General features: G+C 60.2%; 18 protein-coding genes. 9 read left to right on the top strand and 9 right to left on the bottom strand.

All coding sequences use genetic code 11. From position 1 onward, the window contains the following. Positions 1 to 42: 42 nt before the first annotated feature. Entirely contained in the window at positions 43 to 1878 is a 1836-nt protein-coding gene (gene nadN, locus B2590_RS17615; RefSeq protein ID WP_127402308.1) for an NAD nucleotidase, read from the bottom strand. 127 nt (positions 1879 to 2005) lie between these two features. After that, positions 2006 to 3997 (bottom strand): ExeM/NucH family extracellular endonuclease, encoded by a 1992-nt coding sequence (locus B2590_RS17610; protein WP_127402307.1) that lies wholly within the window; start codon positions 3995 to 3997, stop codon positions 2006 to 2008. A gap of 189 nt (positions 3998 to 4186) precedes the next feature. Between B2590_RS17610 and B2590_RS17605 the strand changes: the two genes are divergently transcribed. Further along, on the top strand, positions 4187 to 5383 hold the full coding sequence (locus B2590_RS17605; protein WP_127402306.1) for an MFS transporter: 1197 nt from the start codon (positions 4187 to 4189) through the stop codon (positions 5381 to 5383). Here the strand turns inward: B2590_RS17605 and B2590_RS17600 are convergent. The 7 genes from B2590_RS17600 to B2590_RS17570 form a co-directional block, all read right to left on the bottom strand. Continuing rightward, positions 5380 to 7632: an ATP-dependent DNA helicase gene (locus B2590_RS17600; RefSeq protein WP_127402305.1), complete on the bottom strand. Its 2253-nt coding sequence runs from the start codon at positions 7630 to 7632 to the stop codon at positions 5380 to 5382. The genes B2590_RS17605 and B2590_RS17600 overlap by 4 nt on opposite strands. Further along, on the bottom strand, positions 7629 to 9329 hold the full coding sequence (locus tag B2590_RS17595; RefSeq protein ID WP_041333623.1) for a VRR-NUC domain-containing protein: 1701 nt from the start codon (positions 9327 to 9329) through the stop codon (positions 7629 to 7631). The genes B2590_RS17600 and B2590_RS17595 overlap by 4 nt, the downstream gene beginning before the upstream one ends. A gap of 9 nt (positions 9330 to 9338) precedes the next feature. After that, complete coding sequence (locus B2590_RS17590; RefSeq protein ID WP_041333624.1) at positions 9339 to 9959, bottom strand: metallophosphatase domain-containing protein; 621 nt, start codon at positions 9957 to 9959, stop codon at positions 9339 to 9341. Beyond that, complete coding sequence (locus B2590_RS17585) at positions 9956 to 10777, bottom strand: crotonase/enoyl-CoA hydratase family protein (RefSeq protein WP_286810070.1); 822 nt, start codon at positions 10775 to 10777, stop codon at positions 9956 to 9958. Before B2590_RS17585 ends, B2590_RS17590 begins: the two co-directional genes overlap by 4 nt. A 34-nt stretch (positions 10778 to 10811) precedes the next feature. Continuing rightward, positions 10812 to 12005 carry a GGDEF domain-containing protein gene (locus tag B2590_RS17580; protein WP_075195415.1) on the bottom strand — a complete coding sequence of 398 codons (1194 nt, stop codon included), beginning with the start codon at positions 12003 to 12005 and terminating at the stop codon, positions 10812 to 10814. Between the two features lie 158 nt (positions 12006 to 12163). After that, entirely contained in the window at positions 12164 to 13219 is a 1056-nt protein-coding gene (locus tag B2590_RS17575) for an NAD(P)-dependent alcohol dehydrogenase (protein ID WP_075195414.1), read from the bottom strand. Positions 13220 to 13330: 111 nt separating this feature from the next. Further along, complete coding sequence (locus tag B2590_RS17570; protein WP_041333627.1) at positions 13331 to 14206, bottom strand: AraC family transcriptional regulator; 876 nt, start codon at positions 14204 to 14206, stop codon at positions 13331 to 13333. Positions 14207 to 14355: 149 nt separating this feature from the next. Here B2590_RS17570 and B2590_RS17565 point away from each other — a divergent pair, with 149 nt between their 5' ends. From B2590_RS17565 to B2590_RS17530, 8 genes are all read left to right on the top strand, one after another. Beyond that, positions 14356 to 15846, top strand: coding sequence for a CoA-acylating methylmalonate-semialdehyde dehydrogenase (locus B2590_RS17565; protein WP_075195413.1), 1491 nt, complete (start codon positions 14356 to 14358; stop codon positions 15844 to 15846). Positions 15847 to 15855: 9 nt separating this feature from the next. Then, positions 15856 to 17022: an acyl-CoA dehydrogenase family protein gene (locus B2590_RS17560; RefSeq protein ID WP_126810748.1), complete on the top strand. Its 1167-nt coding sequence runs from the start codon at positions 15856 to 15858 to the stop codon at positions 17020 to 17022. Between the two features lie 35 nt (positions 17023 to 17057). After that, complete coding sequence (locus B2590_RS17555) at positions 17058 to 17837, top strand: enoyl-CoA hydratase (RefSeq protein WP_036202464.1); 780 nt, start codon at positions 17058 to 17060, stop codon at positions 17835 to 17837. A 39-nt stretch (positions 17838 to 17876) separates the two neighbouring features. After that, complete coding sequence (locus tag B2590_RS17550) at positions 17877 to 18971, top strand: enoyl-CoA hydratase/isomerase family protein (RefSeq protein WP_036202467.1); 1095 nt, start codon at positions 17877 to 17879, stop codon at positions 18969 to 18971. A 46-nt stretch (positions 18972 to 19017) separates the two neighbouring features. Continuing rightward, positions 19018 to 19911: a 3-hydroxyisobutyrate dehydrogenase gene (gene mmsB, locus B2590_RS17545; protein WP_036205549.1), complete on the top strand. Its 894-nt coding sequence runs from the start codon at positions 19018 to 19020 to the stop codon at positions 19909 to 19911. Between the two features lie 159 nt (positions 19912 to 20070). Next, the gene (locus tag B2590_RS17540) at positions 20071 to 21720 is read left to right on the top strand and encodes an AMP-binding protein (protein WP_036202470.1); all 1650 of its coding nucleotides are present in this window, start codon (positions 20071 to 20073) and stop codon (positions 21718 to 21720) included. After that, positions 21717 to 22133, top strand: coding sequence for a PaaI family thioesterase (locus tag B2590_RS17535; RefSeq protein ID WP_036202471.1), 417 nt, complete (start codon positions 21717 to 21719; stop codon positions 22131 to 22133). Before B2590_RS17540 ends, B2590_RS17535 begins: the two co-directional genes overlap by 4 nt. Before the next feature lie 4 nt (positions 22134 to 22137). Further along, the gene (locus B2590_RS17530) at positions 22138 to 22947 is read left to right on the top strand and encodes an alpha/beta fold hydrolase (protein ID WP_127402302.1); all 810 of its coding nucleotides are present in this window, start codon (positions 22138 to 22140) and stop codon (positions 22945 to 22947) included. Positions 22948 to 22949: the final 2 nt, after the last annotated feature.

Genomic DNA, 22949 nt, shown 5'->3' with positions numbered 1-22949 from the left:
AAAAACCGGCCCGCTATGAAGCGGGCCAGGGGATGGTTGCCGTTACGGTGCTGGTGGCGTGTAGGACTGGGTCGAGTAGTCATCCATCGCGGGTTTGCTGATGGTGCCCTGCTCGCTGACGTAGTCCACGAAGGACTGGGCGTAGTCGAGGAAGGTGTCCTCCGAGCGGCCGTCGTCGGTGACGGTGCCGAAGGTCACATAACCGTCCCGTCCGCCACCGGTGAAACTGTTGGTGACCACGTTCAGGGTTTCACCATCGGTGAGGGCGCGCCATTGGGTCTCGTCGCGGCCTTTCACTTCGATGTTGTACAGTTGGTCACCCTCGGCGCGGTTCATGTCCACGTTCCAGCGTAAGCCGGCGGCGTAAGGGTAGGCACCGGTGGAGCCATCGGGCGCATGGGCAAAGGCGACAGCTTCGTTCAGCACCTGGCGGATTTCGGCGCCTGTCATGGTCAGATCGACCAGGGTATTGGCAAACGGCAACAGCGTGTAGCTGTCGCCAATGGTGATGTCACCGGCCTCAATGTCGGTGCGCACTCCGCCGGCGTTCTGGATCGACACATCGGCATTCTTGCTCTGGAACAGGAAAGCCTGGGCCACCACATTGGGGATGTCACCTCCGCGCGCTCCTGTCGTGCCTGCGCAGCTGGGCAGGCTGCTGGTGCCCTGGCCGGGAATGCGCTCCAGGCAGAGGTCTTCGGTTGCGGTACCCACCACCTCATTGCGGAAGGTGTCCAGTTGCTGGGTGTAATTGGCCAGGGCGTTTGCCACGGTGGCGTCTTCGGTGACGATGCTCAACTGCGGAGCAGATTCGACGGCGTCCATGATCGCCTGCAATTCCGCACCTTCGGGTGTGTATTCGTTACCACCGCCGTCTTCACGGACAATGTCGTCGCCCAATAGCAGGTGAGGCACACCGACACAGGATTCCACCACGCCGTCTGCGTTCCATTGAACATTGAGTTCACCCACCACCTGGGAATACTGCCAGGCCTGCGCGACACAAACCTTGTCACCGTCGGCGTTGGTCAACTCGGTGGGATAGGCTCCGGAGGACGTCAGGCCGAAGTCGTCGAAGTCACCCAGCAGGGAGTGGGAATCGCCGCCAATGATCACGTCCACACCGGACAGGGCTCCGGCCAGTACCAGATCATTTTCGTACTGGTAGTGAGTTAGCAGGATGATCTTGTTGACGCCATCGGCCTCCAATTCGTTAATGGCTTCCTGGGCGCTCTCGGTTTCGTCCAGGAATTGTGTGGTGTCCAGCGGGCTGGAGCTGTTCCGGGTCTTGTTGGCGATGTCGATGCCGACAATACCCACTTTCTGGCCGGCGACCTCCTTCACCACATAGGGTTTGATGTAATCGTCAACAGCGGTCGGGGCCAGGGGAGTGCCAACCTGGGGCACTACGTTGGCTGCCAGAACCGGCGTCTGGCAACTGCCGCTGGCGAGGAAATCCAGGAACTTCTTCAGGCCTTCATCGCCACGGTCGAACTCGTGGTTGCCCAGCGCAAAGGCGTCGAAACACACCAGGTTCATCAGCTCGGCATCGGCTTCACCTTCGTAGGAGGTGAAGTACAAAGTGCCGGTGATGGCATCGCCGGCGTGCAGTTTCAGCACATTATCCAGGGCCATCTCACGCTCGGCGATCTTGGCGGCAACTCGGGGGAAGCCCCCGGCGGAGAACTCGGTTTCCTGCCCGGCGATGGTCAGGGACTGCGAGCCGCTTTCAAGGTGTGAGTGGTGATCGTTGATGTGGAGAACGTTCAGGCTCAGCGGGCTGGCGGTGTTATCGTTGCTGCTGTTGTCGTCATCGTCGCTGTCACAACCGACCAGTGCGACGAGAGGGAGTACTACCCAGGCTGACTTACGGATCATTTCCTTGCTCCTGTGTTTGATTTATCCCCCGCATGTTCCGCTTCCCGGATGTCAGTGATGTGATGCTTTTGTTGCCGAAATAAGAAACGCCCGCTCGGAGGCGGGCGTTAACGGGTACAGCTCGTTGTCAGCGCGTGCGAGCTGCTTCCAGAATGGCCTTCAAATCCTGAAAGTTAACCTGCCCATCCATGTTGACGTCATAGTGCTCAACGGAGGCCTTGCCGAACAAGCGTGCCAGGATGAACCGGGCAACGTCGCGGCCGTTGATGCGGCCATCGCCGTTAAGGTCGGCTCGGTCGAACAACGAAGCGGAGTCCATGTTCAGGGCGATAATCACCGGGTCATGATCGGAGGCGCGATAACTGTCTGGGGCGTAGAAGCTGGCCTGCTGTTCCGGCGACTTGAAGTCGGTGTTGTAGTCGAGGGCTCGGGGCTCATCCGCGTTAATGTGCCACACCGCGGTGTCGGCCACTTTCGGCGCCAGTGAGGTGTTGGCAAGGCTGTGGTCGAGGTAACCGGCCTGGCCGAAGAACACGTAGGAATATGCGCTTTCCCCATCCGCCTGAGCGACCAGATCGGTATAGCCGTTGTTGGCGAGTGCGCGGATCGGGTCTTCTTTGGCGTAGGCATTCAGGTCACCGATGATCAGTACGTCTTCCTCGCCAGTACCGGTGGGGTCTGAGGCCAGCCAGCTTACCAGTGCGTTTGAGGCCTGGGTGCGAGCCGGGTTCCAGCACCCCTGTCCGTCACCCTGATCAGCGTTGGCACCGTCGGCGCTGCCACAGCCCTTGGACTTGAAGTGGTTAACGGCAATGACCACCGCATCGTTGCTGTCGGTAGCGCGGAAAGTCTGGGCCAGCGGCTGGCGGTTCAGATCGTCAAACGGCGCGGTGGCGAGTGTTGCTGCGTCACCAACGGTTTCCACCCGGTCGGCGTTGTAGAGGAAGCCCACCGCGATGGCGTCTCCGCCCAGCTTTGGCAGGCCCGGGTCAACGTAGGACCAGTTGCCGCCGAGGCTGTCTGCCAGTTGCGCAATCGCGCTGTTGTCGCCGTAGCCGTCGTTTTCAATTTCCATCACGCCCACGATGTCGGCGTTCAGCGCGTTGATGGCACTAACCAGCTTGGCTGTCTGACGGCTCAGCTCTTCAGCATCATCGGCGCCGCGTGCGGTGGGGAAGCCACCGCCCATGCCGTCACCATTGAAATAGTTCAGTACGTTGAAGGAGGCGACCACGAGGTTGCCGCTGGCTTCCAGTTCGGGGCTGGATGTGCGCGGGTTGCTCTGTGCGAAGCTGGGAGCTGACAGCGGCTGCAGGCGCCACTCGGAAAACCGATAGTCGAGCACCCCGATCAGGTCGTTCACGGTGTCACCGGCGCGAACGGTGGCGGTTGCACTCAGTTCTGGTGATGGATAGGGCACCATTGCCGGGTTCTGGCGATTGCTGCCGTCATCCAGGATCAGCCGGTCCAGGGCATTGAGCTCTTCGACAGTCGCGGCGTCTTCCCCAGGCTCTGCGACGCTGGTTGGAATGAAGTGCCGGCCACTTCCCAGGGTCAGGCTGCCAAAACGGCCCAGGTCGTAGTTGTCGTTGACGGTTAGCGGCTCGTTGAAGCGGACGCGCATGGACTCAAAGGCTTCCGGGGCATTGGCGGAGGCCCAGGGCAGTGTGATGTTGATGGGGGCTGGAAGTGGCGCCGTGCCACAGTCGGCAAGGTTCGTCACATTGGTGAGTTCGGTCAGGTTGCCGAATTCGGTGACCTCGCCGGCGATCCTCAGACGCTGGCCGACCGTGACGCTCTCGCCCGGCGCATAGACAAACAGACCTTCTGACGTGCTGGGGTTGCTATCGCGCTGGTCCGCCGCGGCTTCAATGTAAAAACCACCCAGACCGTCATCGCCGTTGAACGCGGCGGTTACGATGGCCTCCACAACCAGATTTTCATCGTCAAGCGGGCTGACGTCACCGGCGCCCTGAATGTCGGAGATCAGGCTTGCGGGATTACCACAGGCCATATCCGGCAAGCCGGGGTTGCCTGGTTCCGCACTGGCCACCGGCCCGGCATAGGTGGCGATGGCACTGGCAATGGCGGTAGCAAATGCACACTGTTTTATCGTCATGGTTCTTTCCCTGATTGGTCATTGAAGTTGTCGGGGGCGATCGGCGCCGCCTGTTCCAGTCTGGGAAAGGACTGTGACGAGGGGATGTTGGTTTTATGAATCAGTCATTAATGATATCGATATCCATTTGCATTTGAGGCACAATTATCCGCTTTCGAAAAGGCTTCTTCGCATCATCAAGGAACATATGTGACGACATCCACGCTTGCCAAACGCCAGCTACCCACGGGCATCTGGATCCTCGGCTTTGTCAGCCTGCTGATGGATATTTCATCGGAGATTATTCACAGTCTGTTGCCGATCTATCTGGTTTCCGTTCTCGGCGCCAGTGCTCTGATGGTGGGGCTGATCGAAGGCGCGGCGGAAGCGACAGCGCCTATCATCAAGGTGTTCTCGGGCGCGCTGAGTGACTACCTCGGTAAGCGCAAGGGGTTGGCTGTTATAGGGTATGGTCTGGGCGCACTGACCAAGCCAGTATTTGCCCTCGCACCAGGGCTGGGATGGATTCTGGCGGCCCGGCTTACTGATCGTGTGGGAAAGGGGATCAGGGGTGCGCCTCGAGACGCCTTGGTGGCCGATCTCGCACCCCCTGAAATACGAGGGGCGGCCTATGGCCTGCGTCAATCCCTGGACACTGTGGGGGCGTTTCTCGGCCCCCTGCTGGCGATCGGCCTGATGCTGCTTTGGCAAAACGACTATCAGGCGGTGTTCTGGGTGGCAGTGATACCCGCCGCGTTGGCAGTGTTGTTGTTGGTGGTTGGTATTCGCGAACCGGAAAAGCCCATCACCGAAAGGCGTACCAATCCCATAAGCCGTGCGAGCCTGAAGCAGCTGAGCCGTGCCTACTGGGCGGTGGTGGCAATTGGTGCCGTGTTTACCCTGGCGCGGTTCAGCGAGGCCTTCCTGCTGTTGCGGGCGGAAGACGGTGGCCTGGACGTTGCCTGGCTGCCCGTCGTTCTGGTGGTCATGAACATTGCCTATTCTTTGTCGGCTTACCCGTTTGGCAAACTTTCTGACCGCATGGACCATCGCCAGCTACTGATCATGGGGCTGGTGGTATTGTTCGTAGCGGACCTGGTGTTGGCACTGGGTAACCACTGGCTTTGGACGCTTGTCGGCTCTGTTATCTGGGGTCTGCACATGGGGATGACACAGGGGCTGCTCGCGACGATGGTTGCTCACACTGCACCGAAAGCGCTGCGAGGCACAGCGTTTGGCTTTTTCAATCTGGTTGGCGGTGTTGCCCTGTTTCTGGCCAGTGCGGTTGCGGGACTGCTATGGACCTGGGCTGGCCCCGCGCTTACGTTTTACGCTGGCGCCGCCTTTTGCCTGCTGACCATTGGCTTGATGATGTGCCAGGGGAAGCCTGCCGTGGAACCGACCTAGGCCCACCAGGCTGGCAGCAGGTTGCGGATCTGCGGTTGCAGGAAGCGGTCATCGATCAGCCAGATCACGCCGGTGTCCTCCGGCGTTCGGATAACCCGGCCGGCGGCCTGGGCGACTTTCTGCAGGCCGGGAATCAGGTAGGTATAGGCGTGGCCGGCACCGAAGCGTTGCTCGAGCCGCTGGCGCAGGATTTCATGCCAATTGTCGAAGGGCGGCAGGCCGAGCGTTGCCACGAAAGCGCCGATGAGGCGGTCGCCGGGCAGGTCGATGCCCTCACTGAACACGCCCCCGAGTACGGCCAGGGCGACGCCGGTATTGTCCTCATGGAAGGCCTTGAGAAACGCCGTGCGCTCCTCTGCGGACATGCCGGGGCGCTGGGCTCGAAGCGGCAGGTCGGGCGCCTGTTGCAGAAGAGTCTCTTGTACCCGGTTGAGATAGGAAAAGCTGCTGAAAAACGCCAGGTAGTTGCCGGGCCGCTGCTGGTATTGCCGGTGGATCAGTTCCGCGATGGGCGTCAGCGAGCGTTCCCGGTCCGGCCGCCGGGTGCTGATGTCCGGGGTGAAATTCACCTCAAGCTGGTCGCGGGTAAAGGGGCCCGGCAGGGAGCGGAAGCAGGTGTCCTCCGGCATGCCCAGCAGGTCCCGGTAATAGACACCAGGCGACAGGGTCGCGGAAAACATCAGCGTGCTGTCGGCGGCTTCGAAGCGCGGGGCCAGGAAGTCCGCCGGGATCAGGTTCTGGATGGTGAGTCTGGCCTTTCCCCTCGCCGGCCTGATCAGCTCGCACAGGGAATGATCGCCAAACACCTCCGCCAGTTTGGTGAAGGCCAGGCTTTCGAACAACAGTTCCTGCAGGACAAGGTCCGGCGGATGGTCCGCCAGGTAGTCGGTAATGGCGGAGACCAGTCGATTCAGAGCGCCGGTCAGTGAACCCGGAAGATTGTCCAGTATCACCGGCTCACGGCTGATGTCGGGGCAATGGTCGCGGATCACCGATTGCCACGCCCGAGACACGCCATCGAGTTTTGATTTCAAAGCCTTGGGCGACTGTTTCCGAACCCGCAGCAGATGTGCCTGGCTCAGCTCCACGGAGTACATGCCGCGGGCGCGGTCCACCAGGTTGTGAGCCTCGTCGACCAGCAGGCTGGCTTTCCAGTCGTTCTGCCGAACCAGGGCATGGAGCAGGGCGGACTGGTCGAACATCCGGTTTACATCGGCCACCACCACATCGCACCAGCGGGCCATTTCCTGCGCCAGAAAATAGGGGCAGATACCGTGCTGGCGGGCAATGTCCGCCAGTACCATCTGGGTCAGGGCGCCGCTGTGATTGGCGGCGTCCTTACGGGCCGCCGGCAACCGGTCGAAGAAGCCCTTCGCCAGCGGGCAGGCGTCCCCATGGCACGCCTTGTCCGGGTGCTCGCAGGCATGATCCTTGGCCACCAGTTCCAGGGTTCGCAGGGGCAACGGGCCGGGTTGCTTTTCCCGCAACAGGTGAACGGCATCGACGGCCAGTTGCCGGGCGGTATTGCGGCTGGTCAGGTAGAACAGGCGGTCCTGTCTGGCCGTGGGCATCGCCATCAGGGCCGGGAAAAGGGTGCCAAGCGTCTTGCCTAGGCCGGTGGGTGCTTCCAGCAACAATGTCTGTTGACGGACGCTGTTCCTGTAGACGGTTTCCGCCAGGGCGCGCTGCTGAGGTCGGAAGTCCGGGAAGGGAAAGGCCAGGTTTTTTAGCGCCAGATCCCTTTCATGCCGGTGATTGGCTTCCTGTTCAGCCCAATCGCTGTAGTGTTCACAGAGCTGTTCCAGCTCCTGCCACAGTTCCTCTGCGAGGGCGGTTTCGGTGATGGGGGTTTCCTTGTCCTTGCCGACATCGTAGTAGATCAGGGCGAGATCGATCTGGCTCAACTTTTCCTGTCGGCACAGTAGTGCTCCATAGGCCCGCAATTGTGCACGGTGTAGATTGCGCTGGGCTTCCCGTACCCGGGACAGGTCACCGCGGTGGGTCTTGATTTCCTCCAGGCGGCCGGCGATCGGGTCATAACCGTCGGCCCGCCCGCTGACCATCAGTTTGCCGCATTGGCCGGCCAGCGCCACTTCGCTTTGATACCTCGGCCCGCGACGGGCCTGCACCGCACCGTGGCCGGCAATGCCTTCTTCCGACGTGGGCGCCGGGGTGTAGCGCAGGTCCAGATCGCCCTTGCGGGCGGCGAATTCACACAGCGTTCGTACCGCGACGTTGAGGTCGGTCATCGGTCGGTCCAGCGCACATAGCAGACGGAGACGGGAATGCCGTGGTCAACGCAGAACTCAAGCCATCGGGTCTGATGATCCTGCAGGCGGTCGCCAGGGCCTTTGACCTCGATCATTTCATAGCGCCGGTTTGGGTCGTTGTGGTCGGGCCGAAAGCGGATCAGGTCAGGAAAGCCGCTGCGGTGTTCGCGCAGGTTGCCCAGCAGGCGCCGGAACATCCGCTCCAGGTGTTGGGCCGGGATGCACGTCAGCGCCATTTCAAGCAATTCCTCCGAGAGTATTGGCCAGATCACAAACGGCGACGCGATGCCCTGTTTTTCCTGCCAGGTATCGCGGATTCGGGTTTTGTAATTGTCAGAGGCCAGCGTGCCGAGGCAGTCGTCAAACAGTGCCTGACGACGTTCTACAAAATCCTCCCGGTACAGGTCCACCGGCCCGGTGTGAAAGGGATGGAAGAATGCGCCGGGCAATGGTTCGAACAGGGCGGGCCAGCAGAGCAGGCCAAACAGGCCATTGATGAGGGTGTTTTCCACATAGGCAACGGGGGTGTCGGGTTCGCTCAGGTGTTGCATGGCCGCCCACTCCACCGATTGGCCGTCCGGATTGTCCAGTTCCAGGGTGAACGCCGTCAGTTGCGGGCGTTCGCTTTGCTGGGGTAGCGCCTCTCCCAGTTTCTTCGCCAACCGCGTCAGGATGCGTTCGAGTCCGCGTTCCTCGGCGCCAAACCTGGGTTCGTCGGTGGCGGCCTGGGCAATCTTCCAGGCCTCGTGGTGTTGCTTCAGCCGTTCCAGAAGGCGTAGCTGGCGCAGCCGTGATTCGCGGTGCCCACTGAGGCGATAGGCCTTCAACGCCAGCTCGGTGTTACCGCCGCGCTCCGCCAGCTTGCCCAGTTCGAACAGCAAGCGGCCGCGCCGGCTTTCCAACCAGGCATTCTCATCGGCCGTGGGGATGTCCTGCCATACCGTTTCTGGCGCCTCGCCCTGATCCAGGCGTTCCCGGCAGTGGTGCATCACCAGATAACGATCCACGTCGTCACGTTCGTCAAAAGCCCGGGACTCGGCAGAAAGCGGTACCTGTTCATACTGCTGGTGGCCCAGCTCCACCAGTACGAAATCGGACCAGCTCTGGCGCAGGTTGCCGAAAAACATCAGCCGCAGTCGGTCAAACAGGGCCATGTGGTTCAGGCGGATTACCTGTGTGGAGACGTCTGGTAGCCAGAGGTCCACAGGAGCGATGTCGGGATGCAGTGGAATCAGGGTGTCTTTCAGAAGACCCTTGGCGGCCGTCGCTGGCAGGCCGGCCGCTGAGATCTGGTTAGCGAGGGCAGTGCGAAGCTCGCCGAGCGTGAACAGGCGAAACAGCTCGGCAAGGGGAACGCTCGGATTGTCCTCAATCCAGCCTTTGGTGGCGAGCGCGCTCACGGCGTCATTCACCGGTACACCGATCTCCGGGTAGTTGAACTTCTCCACCCGGAACAGGTCGCCGGTGCGCATGACCATACGAGCCAGCAGTGCCCTTGCCGGCTGATCCAAGCTCAGCAGGCCATCTACCTTTCCGATTTCATCGGCGGTCAGCAGATCGCTGTGAAAACGCCGGACCCAGCGCACCACTGTCTCGAAGTTCTCAAGATAGTACAGCGGATTGTCCAGGTCCGCGGTGCCGGGAATGTGAGTCTGCTGGTCTGATGCGAGGGGCATGGCTGGGCGTCAGATATCCACGACAATCGGTGGGTTCAGCGGCTTGAACTGGCCGGTGCAGGTGCTGGCGTTGACATGCAGGCAGTCATTCAGCATTTGCTGGCCATAGCTTTCGTGGATATGCCCGAAGATGTGGAGTTTGAGCGTAAGCCGTTCCAGCTCCCTGGCCAGATCGCTACAGCCTACCGCCAGTGACTCGTTCACCTTATCGAGGATGCCTGCTGGCGGACCATGGGTGATAAGAACGTCAGTGTCTGACGGTATCTGTGCCCAGCGCTCCGCAATGGGCGCTCCACGCTCGAGGTTGAATGCCCAGTCGAAAAAGATCGGTGTCCAGGGGCTGCCCCAGAATTTCAGTCCTTCGATGTCGATACTTCTGTCCCGAAGGTAAACGGCGTTCCTGATCAGTGCTTCGGCGTCCGCAGGCTCATCCTGCAGGCACCAGTCGTGGTTGCCGGCAATCAGGATCTTGTGGCGGTGGGGCTGTTCGGAAAACCAGTTGTCCAGGTCCTCGAGTTCCTCAAGGGTGCCCACTCCCAGGCAGTCGCCGGCGTGGATCAGCACGTCGCCATCGGGCACCACCACCTGGCGGTGCATGCTGTGGGTGTCGGATATGCAGACCAGTCTCATGATGGCTCGCCGGGTTCGTCGGGACTATAGAAAACACCATCGCGGAAAACACCATGGCGTCCGGCACCAGCGGAAAACCGGCCGGCGCCCTCGATGGCTTCCTCGAACACCACAGGATAGCCGCCAGCGCCTTCCGCCGCCAAGGCTTCGGACAGTTCCAGGTCCCACTGGTGAATGGCGGAGTGTCGGTCGGCGCGCAGGCACTTCTGCGGGAACGCTGCAATGTCGGCGGCAAGAGCTTCTGCTGCGTATCGCGCCTGTCCATCAGGCACCACCCGATTTGCAAGCCCCATCGCCTTGGCTTCTTCCGCATTGACCGGTCGACCGGTCAGAATCATATCCATGGCGTTGCCGTGGCCAACAATGCGTGGCAGGCGCACGGTGCCTCCATCGATCAGCGGTACCCCCCAGCGGCGGCAGAACACGCCGAAGGTGGCGGATTCCTCTACGACTCGCAGGTCACACATCAGTGCCAGCTCCAGTCCCCCGGCCACGGCGTAGCCGGATACGGCAGCGATCACCGGCTTCGACAATGACATGCGGGAAGGGCCCATTGGACCGTGGGCTGTTCCGGTTGGCTCGATCTCGTTGCGGCGCTCCGGATCGCCGACGGCTTCCAGATCGGCGCCGGCGCAAAAATTGCCACCCTCGCCCCAGAGCACAGCCACCTTGAGGGTGTCATCAGCCTCAAAGTCGGTGAACGCCTGGCGCAGGGCGTTGGCAGTTTCGCGGTCGACGGCGTTTCGTTTCTCCGGGCGGGCGAGAACAATGGTCAGCACATGACCGCTGGCTTGAGAGTATACGGATGGGGGTGTCACATGGCCTCCAACGAATTATTGTTGTCGGGCCGTTTCAGCTAACGCTTGTCTCCGGCGTCAGTCTTCCGAATTCTGCCCGGTTCCGGCCCTTGTCCTTGGCATTGTATAGCGCCGCGTCGGCTTCGATCATCATATCTGCGAAGGTTTTGTGATGGCCGGCTTTTTCAACACCTCCTATGCTGGCGGAGATGTACAGTGGCAACCCGTCTATTTCCTGGCCGTTGGTGGCGATGGTGTCCAGCAGACGGCGGGTGATGATGCGCACGTCGTCATCACCGGTGATGCGAAGCACCATCGCAAACTCTTCTCCCCCGACACGGCCAATGATGTCGTCATCCCTGAGTTCGTTTTTCAGCGTGCGTGCGACCAGGCGGAGGGCGTCATCTCCGGCTGCATGTCCCCAGCGGTCGTTGACTTGTTTGAAGTGATCCAGGTCCAACATCAGTACGGCCAACTGCGTCTGGGACTGTGTCGCCTGGTCAAAGGCCCGGATGCCTTCCCGGAACAGGGAGCGGCGGTTGTATAGCCCGGTCAGGCCGTCGCGCTCCGCCATCACTCTCAGGCGCTGTTCGGAATGGGTAAAGGCCAGCAATGGCAGTGCCAGGGTCGTCGCGGTAGCCAGCAGAATATGGTTGACGAGGATTAACTGCAGCACGAAACCGGTATTGGCCTGGTTCAGGCCAAGCCAGTCCATGCCGATCACCAGTGCCTGGGACATCATCAGTACCCCATGCATGGTAAACAGCACTTTCAGAATCCTGACGGGCAGTGACGGTGTGGTATCCAGTTTCGACAGGGTGTAGACCGCAAAAATGAAAATGGCGGCCGAGAACAGGGCTGTTAGCAGGCGGGCATTCAGCGGATCGCCTTGGAAGGTGAGCAGCAGGATCAGCAGATAACAGGCCGCGGATAAGCGCAGAGCATGGCGGGAGCGGCGGGTTTTACGCGATGCACTGCCGGAGAAGCGCTGCAGGCCCGCCAATACCAGCAACGGGGAAAGGCCGAGAAACAGGTGAGCCAGGAACACGGTGATCCAGGGCGTATCGATAAAGGCGCGTGTACCTGCGAACAGGGTACCCACCGCGAAGGTCATACACGCCAGTGCCCACAACCGGAAACAATGCTGGCGGGAACGCAGCCGGAAAATGGCCCACAATAACCCACCGATCAATAGATTGATCGCGACAGAAAGCAGCAGCAAAGTCGGCAGGTGAACGGTAAATCCCATAGTCATCCCTGGTGACGGATTTTCGCAGTTTCACAGAGTACGCCCCCAGGGACGTTACGATCAGTAAGCTTTGTGTGTCGTTTCTTAGTGCATAAGCTAACAGGGAGCAGCCGCAGCCGCCAGCGCCGGCAGAGCGTGGCTGGCGGCTGGCCGTTTGGTTATGCGGCTTTCAGTGTCTTCATGTCGATCACGAAACGGTACTTCACATCGCCTTTCTTCATGCGCTCGTAGGCTTCGTTGATGTTTTTGATGTCGAGCATTTCCACGTCACAGGTGATGCCGTGATCGGCGCAGAAATCCAGCACTTCCTGGGTTTCGGGCATACCGCCGATGAGAGAGCCTGCCAGCACGCGGCGCTTGAATACCAGGCCGCCGGCTTCCAGGGGCGGATCGACCGGTTCCAGTAAGCCCACGAGGATGTGGGTGCCGTCGAACGTCAGGCAGTTCAGGTACGGATTCAGGTCATGCTGTACCGGCACGGTATCCAGCATGAAATCGAAGGATTCGGCGGCCGCTTCCATCTGGCTGTCGTCGGTGGAGACGACAACATGGTCGGCGCCCTGTTTCTTCGCCTCGGCCACCTTGCTTTCGGAGCGAGTGAAGATGGTGACCTCCGCGCCCAGGGCCTTGGCGAATTTCACGCCCATATGGCCGAGGCCGCCCATGCCGATAACGCCCACTTTGTCGCCAGGTCGAACGCCGTAGTGGCGTAGTGGGGAGTAGGTGGTAATGCCTGCGCAGAGAATGGGGGCGGCGGAGGCTGGGTCCAGCTTTTCCGGGACTTTCACCACAAAGCGCTCGCTGACCACAACCCGGTCGGAATAACCGCCGTAGGTGATGGAGCCGTCATAACGGTCCTCGCCATTGTAGGTGGCGGTCATGCCTTCCAGGCAATACTGTTCGAGGCCGGATTCGCAGGCGGAACAGCTACGGCAGGAATCCACCATGCAGCCTACGCCGACCGTATCGCCCACCTTATAGTCTGTCACGTCGGAGCCAACAGCAGTGACACGGCCAATGATCTCGTGGCCGGGAATTACCGGAAACTGCGTGACGCCCCAATCGTTCTGGGCGAAGTGGATATCGGTGTGGCAGACCCCGCAGTAGTCAATCTCGATGGAGACATCGTCCGGGCGCGGTTCGCGCCGTTCGAAGCTGATGGGGGCCAGCTTTGAGTCGGCTGATTCAGCTGCGTAGCCTTTTGCAGTCGCCATGGTCCGTGTTCCTTCTTTGTCGGTAAATATTCAAACCTATACGCAGTAACTCCGGGTGTGAGTCAGTTTTTCAACCGCAAGTTCCTTTTATGAAAGGAATATCATCAAGGGTTAATGACGATGGGTGTGGCGGTAGTCGGTGGGGGACTGGCCCATGACCTTCTTGAACAGTCGCGAAAAATAATAGTTGTCGTCATAGCCCAGAAGGCTACTGATCTGGGTAAAGGAGTGGTCCGTGGTGTCCAGTAACTGGCAGGCCTGTTCCACTTTCAGGTGCAGGAAATGCTGGATCGGGGAGACGCCGGTCAGGGCCCGGTAGCGGGTGGCAAAGTGTGCGGGTGAGAGCCCCGTCAGGTCCGCCAGTTGATTGAGCGTGATGCGCTCATCCAGATGCTCGCGCATGAAGTTATGAATGATGTCCAGGTCTGGCTGCTGCGCCTGGCCGGCCTCGCCGACGCTCAGGGGGACGGCCGCCAGCAACTGGCGTAGCCGGTTGGCCACATGGACCAGGCCGGGGGTGCGGAAACCGGTCTGCCGTACCGAAAGCAGGCCGTTGAAGTCCACCAGCAATCGGGGTTGCCGACCGATGTGCTGAACGCGGATGCCGTCGGTAAATCCCATGTGTTCCCGAAAGTGTTCCGCCAATGGGCCTGCATAGTGCACCCAATGAATTGTCCATGGGTTCTCCGGTGCGGCGGTGTATCGGTGGGCGGCGCCGGCCGGTATCAGCACCAGGTCGCCCGCCCGTATCAGGCAGGGTTCGTCTTCGACATTCAGGTAGGCTTCCCCCTCCGTGCAATGGATCAAAAGATCGTCATTGTGGTGCTCCCGGTGCATGTGGTGGCCTGCGGCGCGGCGATAGTGACCGAAGGCGAGCGGGTACAGGTCGCGGGTCAGCGGGTGTCGTGACAGGCCGCGTATGACCGGGTCAGGGATGACATAACGAATGCTGTCCGGCGGTACGGGCCACTGTGATGTTTTGGTCATCGTAGGCGCCTGTTTCATGATGGATTCGAAAGATAGTCCATCATGGTCGAAACTTAGTCAATCATTAAGCGGCAGAAGGCTGTGCTAGGATCGATGACAACCATAGGGCACAGGCCCAAAGACCTACAACAATGACAGGGAATATTGCTATGAAAAACGTACCCCTTTATATCGGTGGTGAGTTCGTCCAAAGCCAGACTGAGCAGTGGATTGACGTTACTGACCCAGCTACCAATGAAGTGATTGCCCGTGCACCCTGCACCACCGACGCCGAGATGCGTCGCGCTATCGACAACGCAGGCGAAGTGTTCAAGACCTGGAAAGAGGTCCCGGTCTCCGAGCGCGCCCGGGTGATGATGCGTTACCAGGCCCTGCTGAAAGAACACCATGATGAAATCGCCGAGATCCTGTCCAGCGAAACCGGCAAAACCTTCGAGGATGCCAAAGGCGACGTATGGCGTGGTATCGAGGTTGTGGAACACGCAGCCAACATCCCCTCACTGATGATGGGTGAAACCGTTGAGAACGTGGCCCGCGAGATCGACACATATTCCTACACCCAGCCGCTGGGTGTCTGTGCCGGTATCACGCCGTTCAACTTCCCGGCCATGATCCCGCTGTGGATGTTCCCGATGGCCATTGCCTCCGGTAACACCTTCATTCTCAAGCCGTCCGAGCAGGACCCGCTGACCCCGATGCGTCTGGCGGAGCTGTTTGAAGAAGCAGGCGCCCCCAAGGGTGTGTTGCAGGTTGTCCACGGCGGTAAAGAACAGGTAGACGTGCTGCTGACCGATCCGGCCATCAAGGCTGTGTCCTTCGTTGGCTCCGTACCGGTGGGCCGTTACATCTACGAAACCGGCACCCGTAACATGAAGCGTGTACAGAGTTTTGCCGGCGCCAAGAACCACATGGTGATCCTGCCGGACGCGGACAAGAATCAGGTGGTCAAAGCTCTGGTAGGCGCATCGGTTGGTGCTGCCGGCCAGCGTTGCATGGCGATTTCCGTGGCCGTGTTCGTGGGCGAGGCCCAGGAGTGGATTCCGGAAGTGAAGGAAGCCCTGGCTGCGGTCAGACCCGGTGCCTGGAACGACAAGGGAGCCAACTATGGGCCGATTATCAGCAAGCAGGCGAAGCAGCGCGTGGAATCGCTGATTACCCGCGGTGAGGAAGAAGGCGCCAAGCTGCTGCTGGATGGCCGCAACTGCACCGTTGATGGTCTGCCTGACGGCAACTGGGTAGGGCCGACGCTGTTCGCCGGGGTCAAGCCGGAGATGGATGTTTACAAGGAAGAGATCTTTGGCCCGGTTCTGGCCTGCATGGAAGTGGACACCCTGGAAGATGCCATCAACCTGGTCAACGACAGCCCTTACGGTAACGGTACTTCCATCTTCACCAGCTCCGGTGGAGCAGCACGTCGCTACCAGCATGAGATCGAAGTGGGTCAGGTGGGTATCAACGTGCCCATTCCGGTGCCCCTGCCGTTCTTCTCCTTCACTGGCTGGAAAGGCTCCTTCTACGGTGACCAGCACGCCTACGGCAAGCAGGCGGTGAAGTTCTACACCGAGACCAAGACCATTACCTGTCGCTGGTTCAGCAGCGATGCGGTGGCTGAAACCAACTTCTCCATCCGCATGCGGTAAGGGGAGCCCATGAACTTTGATCTGACTGAAGATCAGCTGGCCTTCCGCGAGGCCGCCAGGGCCTTCGCGGAAAAGGCCATGGCGCCTCACGCTGCCAAATGGGATGCCGAGCATGTGTTCCCGGTGGAAGTGATTCGCGAGGCCGGTGAGATGGGCTTTTGCGGTATTTACACGCCGGAAGCCCAGGGCGGCATGGGGCTGTCGCGGCTGGATACCAGCGTGATCGTGGAAGAACTGGCGGCTGCCTGTCCTTCCACGGCCGCCTACATCACCATCCACAACATGGCGACCTGGATGGTGGCGCAGTTTGGCAATGCCGATATCCAGAAACAGATCGCCCCGAAAATGGCCAGTGGTGAATGGTTGGGTTCCTACTGCCTGACGGAACCGGGTGCCGGCTCTGACGCCGGTAACCTGCGCACCAAGGCCACACGGGACGGCGACAGCTATGTACTGAATGGCAGCAAGGTGTTTATTTCCGGCGCCGGCGCCACCCAGATGCTGGTGGTGATGGCTCGTACCGGCGAACCCGGCAGTGGCCCAAAAGGGATCAGTGCCTTTGTGGTGCCCGCTGACAGCGACGGTATCCACTACGGCAAGGCCGAGGAAAAAATGGGTTGGAACAGCCAGCCCACCCGCCAGATTACCTTCGAGAACGTGCGCGTGCCGGCGAATAACCGGCTGGGCGAAGAAGGTCAGGGCTTCATGATCGCCATGAAAGGCCTGGACGGTGGGCGCCTTAACATTGCCACCTGCTCCATAGGTGGTGCCCAGGCGGCGCTGCTGCGCGCGCGCAATTACATGCACGAACGCGAGCAGTTCGGCCAGGCCCTGGCGGGCTTCCAGGCATTGCAGTTCAAGCTGGCGGACATGGCAACCAACCTGGTAGCCGCACGGCAGATGGTTCGCCTGGCAGCCTATCGGTTGGATCAGGGCGATACCGAAGCCACGCTGCATTGCGCCATGGCCAAACGCTTCGCCACCGATGCGTGTTTCGAGGTGTGCAACGAAGCACTTCAGCTCCACGGTGGTTACGGCTATATCCGCGAGTATCCGCTGGAGCGCTACGTACGCGACCTGCGGGTGCATCAGATTCTGGAAGGCACCAACGAAATCATGCGGCTGATCGTAGCCCGCCGGCTACTGGAGCCTGGTGTCGCTGAAGCTATCCAATAAACGCTTCTGCCAACTAACAAAAGGCGAGAATTCACATGAGCGAACTGATTCAGCTGGAAAAGCGCGGCCACACCGCGATCATCACCATTAACAACCCCCCGGCCAATACCTGGACCAAGGCGTCTTTGAAGGCGCTGGAAGAGACGATTGAGGCGCTCAACGCTGATCGCAATATCTTTGCGCTGGTGGTCACTGGCCAGGGCGAGAAGTTTTTCTCTGCCGGTGCCGACCTCAAGGCCTTCGCCGATGGCGACATTGGTAACGCCAGTGTCATGGCGCAGGCGTTTGGTCAGGCATTCGATGCTCTGGTTCGCTTCCGCGGCGTGTCCATCGCCGCCGTGAACGGCTACGCCATGGGTGGTGGCCTGGAGTGTGCCCTGGCCTGTGACATCCGCATTGCCGAGGAGCATGCCCAGATGGCATTGCCAGAGGCCACCGTTGGCCTGTTGCCCTGTGCCGGTGGCACCCAGAACCTGCCATGGCTGGTCGGCGAAGGCTGGGCCAAGCGCATGATTCTGTGTGGTGAGCGTATCAAGGCCGACAAGGCCCTGAGCATCGGGCTGGTGGAAGAAGTGGTGCCTCAGGGCGCAGCCCTCGACAAGGCGCTGGAGCTGGCGGAGATGGCCGGCAAGCAGAGCCCGTCGTCTGTTGCCCGCTGCAAGACCCTGGTGATGAGCGCCCGTGACGGTCGCAGCCACGACGATGGCTGGAGAATGGAGCGGGAACTGTTTATCGAACTGTTCAGCACCGAAGACCAGCGCGAAGGCGTGAATGCGTTCCTTGAAAAGCGCACGCCGGAATGGAAAAACCGTTAAAAGCATCGATAAATCGGGCCGGATTACTGAGTGAATGGTATGAGCGATCAAGTAGTCATTTTTGAGGAACTGGAAGCCGCTGGCGGTAGCCGCATTGGTGTGGCACGGCTGAACGCTCCGCGCGCCATGAACGCATTGTCGCTGGAGATGATCCACCTGTTGAAGGCAAAGCTGGACCAGTGGGCCGCGGACGACACCATCGGCGCCGTGTGGCTGGAAGGCGAGGGCGACAAGGCCCTGTGCGCCGGCGGGGACATTGTGGCTCTGTATCGCGACATGACAGAGCCGCGCTCTGACAGTCGTGCCGTCAGTGAAGGGGATAGATTCTTCACCGACGAATACGAACTGGACTACCAGATTCACACCTATCCCAAGCCTTTTATTGTCTGGGGCAATGGCGTGGTGATGGGCGGCGGCATCGGCCTGATGTCTGGCGGCTCCCATCGCGTGGTGACGGAGCATTCACGTGTGGCGATGCCGGAAGTGAGTATCGGCCTGTACCCGGATGTCGGCGCTGGCTGGTTCCTCAACAAAATGCCGGGCCGGATCGGTTTGTTCCTGGGGCTGACCGGGGCGCGGATGAACGGCGCTGATGCGCTGTTTACCGGGTTGGCCGATCGGTTTATTCGCCACGACATGCGCGAGGAGGTCAAGCAGGCCTTGCAGCAGTCGGGCTTTGCCGGCCTTGAGGGTGGCGCCCATGCCGCTGTCAGCAAAGTGTTGCGCAGATTCGAGGAGGGCTCCCGCGAGGCAATGCCGCAGGCCGTGGTGCGCGAGCACTTTGATGTGATCCAGGCCCTTACCGACGGCGATTCGCTGGTAGATGTGGTGGATAACCTGAGCCAGTACGCCGGCGAAGATCCCTGGCTGATCAAGGCGGTCAAGACGGTCGCGGCGGCGTCGCCGGCGTCCCTGACTCTGACCTGGCAACACTATCACGACACCTTGCACGACAGCCTGTCCCAGGTTTTCGACAAGGAGCTTCAAATATCGAAACGCTGCCTGAAGATGGGTGAGTTTGCCGAGGGCGTCCGGGCACTGTTGATCGACAAGGACCTGAAGCCACGCTGGCATTTCCCGACACTGAAGAGCGTGGACCCGGAATGGATCGACCGATTCTTTATCGAGCCCTGAACAAAACCGAACAGACCAACACTGATCAAAAATGGAGAACAACAATATGGCGACTATCACATTTATCGGTCTTGGCAACATGGGTGGCCCTATGGCCGCCAACCTCGTTAAGGCGGGACACGACCTGACGGTGTTTGATCTGTCTTCCGAGGCGGTCAAGGCGCTCACCAGCGAAGGTGCGAAATCTGCAGCGACGATTCAGGAAGCAGTGGAGGGTGCCGAGGTGGTGATTTCCATGCTGCCTGCGGGCCAGCACGTGGAAGCGGTTTATCTGGGCGACAACGGCCTGCTGAAAAACCTGCCGTCCACCACATTGGTGATCGACTCCTCCACCATCGCACCGGAAACCGCGAAAGGTGTGGCCGAAGCAGCTGTGGCGGCCGGTATCACCTTTATGGATGCGCCGGTCTCCGGCGGTGTTGGTGGCGCCAAGGCGGGCACGCTGACCTTTATCTGTGGTGGTGAGGCGGACGCGTTCGAGCGCGCCAAACCCATTCTTGAAGGTATGGGCAAGAACATCTTCCACGCTGGCCCTCACGGTGCCGGGCAGATTGCCAAGATCTGCAACAACATGCTGCTGGCCATTCTCATGAGCGGCACCAGCGAAGCCCTGGCCCTGGGTGTGAAGAACGGCCTGGACCCTGCGGTACTGTCGGAAATCATGAAGCAGAGTTCTGGCGGCAACTGGGCGCTGAATGTCTACAACCCCTGGCCGGGTGTGATGGAAGGTGTGCCGGCGTCCCGCAACTACGAAGGTGGCTTTCTGGTAAACCTGATGAACAAGGACCTGGGCCTGGCCTTCGATAACGCCGTCAAGAATCAGGCCCCCATTCCCATGGGGTCACTGGCCCGGAACCTGTTTGCACTCCATGCCAACGAGGGTAACGGCGGGCTGGATTTCTCCAGTATCCAGAAGTTCTATTACCGCGAGCAGAGCTGAGCAGGCAGCGCCTCCAGAACGGTCAGGGCTGGGGCTTTACGCTCATATCTTTGAGTTTTGGAGGCGTTTATTTTTAGCTTAAAGTTTACCTTTACGTAAACTATAGCCTGTGCTACACATTGAGATCAGAATTCGCTACAACAACAAAAGGACTGGATTATGAGCCTCCCGGAGTACCAATCGGTCTATGACAATTTCGATCCCGCCAGCCTCGAAGCCGAGATCCTGGAGGGCAGCCTGAGTGACGGCCTGAACGTCTGTACGGAAATCTGCGACAAGTGGGCCGACGACCCCCAGCGGGTCGCGTTGTATTACGAGAAAGCCGACGGCGGTTCCGGCAAACTGACCTTTGCCGAGCTGAAAGAGAAGTCCGCCCGTTTTGCGAACTACCTAGCCTCCCGCGGGATCGGCAAGGGCGACCGAGTGGCCGCCCTGCTGCCCCGCAGCCCGGAACTGTTGATTGTGATTGCCGGTGCCCTGCGCGCCGGTGCCGTTTACCAGCCGCTGTTCACCGCCTTTGGCCCTGGTGCCATCGAGTATCGTTTCGAGCGCGCCAGCACCAAGCTGGTGGTCACTGACCCCGTCAACTACCCGAAACTTACCGAGGTTAAGGACTGCGCACCTGTGGTGTGCGTGAGCGCGGCCGAAGTCAGTGGCGATATCCCGGACTTTGAAAAGACACTGGCAGAGCAGTCTGGCCAGTTTGAACCGGTACTGATCAAGGGTGGTGATCCGTTCCTGCAGATGTTTACCTCGGGTACGGTTGGTAAGTCCAAGGGTGTTGCGGTTCCTGCCAAGGCGTTGCTGGCGTTTTACGTGTACATGAAATATGCCATCGACCTGCGGGACGATGATGTGTTCTGGAACGTGGCTGATCCGGGCTGGGCCTACGGTCTTTACTACGCCGTGGTGGGCCCGTTGCTGATGGGGCATGCCACCCATTTCAACCCGGGCGCGTTTACCCCGGAAACCACCTACGACATGATCCGCAAGTACAAGATCACCAACCTGGCGGCGGCCCCGACTGCCTATCGGTTGCTGAAAGCCAATGACCACGTTCTTCCGGAAGGTGAGAACCTTGGTCTGCGGGTGGCGAGCAGTGCCGGCGAGCCGCTGAACCCGGAAGTGGTGAACTGGATTGAGCGGCGTCATTTCTGCCCGGTCAAGGACCACTATGGCCAGACCGAAACGGGTATGACCTGCTGTAACTTCCATGGCCTTGATCACCCGGTACGCCAGGGCTCCATGGGCTATTCCTCTCCTGGCCACAAAGTCGTTGCCCTTAATGAAAAGAATGAAGTTGTGGGCGAAGGTGAGATCGGCCAGTTGGCAGTGGATGTGAAGGCCTCGCCATTGTTCCATTTCGACGGCTACACCTGGGGCGAAAAAGACCCGTTCGTGAATGGCTACTACCTCACCGGCGATATGGTGGTGAATCACGGCGGTGGCTGCTTCTCATTCAGCGGCCGTGACGATGACATTATCACCACTGCTGGTTACCGTGTGGGCCCGGCCGATGTGGAAAGCACCCTGCTGGAGCACAAGGCGGTGGCCGAGTCTGGTGTGGTGGCGAAGCCCGACGAAAAGCGGGGCTCTATTATCAAGGCTTATGTGGTTATCAAGGGTGACCAGGAGCCTGAAAGCGAAGAGGCCCTGAAGGACGAGCTGCAGGAGCTGGTTCGCCATCGCCTTTCCGCTCACGCCTATCCCCGTGAAATTGAATTCGTGGATGAGCTGCCGAAAACCCCCAGTGGCAAGATCCAGCGCTTTGTTCTGCGTAACCAGGCGAAGGAAGAGAAACAGGGATGATTGTCACCTTCGAGGAGTTGCAGGCCTTCCTCGCCGAACAGTTTCCCCAGGGTGCCCGCTACGGCACCCTGCAGGAACTGGGCGACGGTTGGGCCGAAATGAAGCTGGAGGTTGCTGAAGAGCATCTGCGCCCCGGCGGCACGGTGTCCGGCCCCGCCATGATGGCGTTGGCGGACGTGGCCCTGTATGCCGCACTGCTGGGAAAAATCGGCCTGGTGCCGCTGGCGGTGACCAGTAACCTCAACATCAACTTCCTGCGCAAGCCCGTGGCCCACAGCCCGATCCGGGCGCGGGCCAGCATGCTGAGAGTCGGCAAGACCAGCGGAGTGGGTGAGGTCTACATTCTCTCCGACGGCCTGGAAGACCCGGTTGCCCATGCCACCATCACCTACGCGATTCCGGCGCAGCGGTGACGGCATGAACGTCAGCAATCTTTCGGTTTCCCTGGGTGAGGGCGTCAGGGTTCAGGCCCAGCGCCTGAGCCACGGTGACCGTACCGGGCCTGTGTTGGTGTTCCTGCATGAATCCCTGGGCAACATTGCCTTGTGGAAGCAGTTTCCGCGCCAGTTGGCGGAGGCCACGGGCCTCGATGCGCTGATTTATGAACGCCGTGGTTACGGTGCCTCCAGTGACGAGCCGTTGCCCCGTCCCTACGATTATCTGGAGCAGGAAGGCACCGTGTGGTTGCCCCGGCTGCTGGATGCACTGGCGATTGATGAGGTGATTCTGGTGGGCCACAGCGATGGCGGCTCCATTGCCCTGATTGCCGCAGCAGCGTTGGAAGGGCGGGTAAAAGGGTTGGTCACCATGGCCGCCCATACCTGGGCCGATCACCTCACCCTGGCTGGTATCCGCGACATGCGCCGTCGCTACCTGGAAGAAGGTATTCGCGAGAAGTTACTGCGCCATCACGGCGAACGCACTGATGCGTTGTTCTACGCCTGGCAGGACGTCTGGCTGGATGAGGGATTTCAAGAGTCCATGGACTTTGGCCCTTGGCTGGACGCCATTCGTTGCCCGGCTATGATCATTCAAGGGGACGATGATGAATATGGCGTTCCAGAGCAGGTGACCCGGATTGTGGAGGGTATCGGGCATTGGGCTGAACCGGTGTTCATGGCTGGCACGGGGCATTCGCCCCACTTGCAGCAGCCTGCCCAGGCGCTGACGTTGGTCAGTGATTTTTTGCGAATGGCGATTGGCCAAAAAAGTACGATTTTAGGTTGACG

Source organism: Marinobacter sp. UBA3604 (genome assembly GCF_002375325.1).
GTDB lineage: Bacteria > Pseudomonadota > Gammaproteobacteria > Pseudomonadales > Oleiphilaceae > Marinobacter > Marinobacter salarius.
This window is presented reverse-complemented; position numbering and strand designations above follow the sequence as displayed.

Coding starts and splice junctions, on each gene's coding strand:
- B2590_RS17580 (WP_075195415.1), bottom strand. CDS start 12,005: ATGGGATTTACCGTTCACCTGCCGACTTTGCTGCTGCTTTCTGTCGCG.
- mmsB (WP_036205549.1), top strand. CDS start 19,018: ATGGCGACTATCACATTTATCGGTCTTGGCAACATGGGTGGCCCTATG.
- B2590_RS17575 (WP_075195414.1), bottom strand. CDS start 13,219: ATGGCGACTGCAAAAGGCTACGCAGCTGAATCAGCCGACTCAAAGCTG.
- B2590_RS17530 (WP_127402302.1), top strand. CDS start 22,138: ATGAACGTCAGCAATCTTTCGGTTTCCCTGGGTGAGGGCGTCAGGGTT.
- B2590_RS17550 (WP_036202467.1), top strand. CDS start 17,877: ATGAGCGATCAAGTAGTCATTTTTGAGGAACTGGAAGCCGCTGGCGGT.
- B2590_RS17600 (WP_127402305.1), bottom strand. CDS start 7,632: ATGACCGACCTCAACGTCGCGGTACGAACGCTGTGTGAATTCGCCGCC.
- B2590_RS17535 (WP_036202471.1), top strand. CDS start 21,717: ATGATTGTCACCTTCGAGGAGTTGCAGGCCTTCCTCGCCGAACAGTTT.
- B2590_RS17590 (WP_041333624.1), bottom strand. CDS start 9,959: ATGAGACTGGTCTGCATATCCGACACCCACAGCATGCACCGCCAGGTG.
- B2590_RS17570 (WP_041333627.1), bottom strand. CDS start 14,206: ATGACCAAAACATCACAGTGGCCCGTACCGCCGGACAGCATTCGTTAT.
- B2590_RS17560 (WP_126810748.1), top strand. CDS start 15,856: ATGAACTTTGATCTGACTGAAGATCAGCTGGCCTTCCGCGAGGCCGCC.
- nadN (WP_127402308.1), bottom strand. CDS start 1,878: ATGATCCGTAAGTCAGCCTGGGTAGTACTCCCTCTCGTCGCACTGGTC.
- B2590_RS17540 (WP_036202470.1), top strand. CDS start 20,071: ATGAGCCTCCCGGAGTACCAATCGGTCTATGACAATTTCGATCCCGCC.
- B2590_RS17595 (WP_041333623.1), bottom strand. CDS start 9,329: ATGCCCCTCGCATCAGACCAGCAGACTCACATTCCCGGCACCGCGGAC.
- B2590_RS17555 (WP_036202464.1), top strand. CDS start 17,058: ATGAGCGAACTGATTCAGCTGGAAAAGCGCGGCCACACCGCGATCATC.
- B2590_RS17565 (WP_075195413.1), top strand. CDS start 14,356: ATGAAAAACGTACCCCTTTATATCGGTGGTGAGTTCGTCCAAAGCCAG.
- B2590_RS17610 (WP_127402307.1), bottom strand. CDS start 3,997: ATGACGATAAAACAGTGTGCATTTGCTACCGCCATTGCCAGTGCCATC.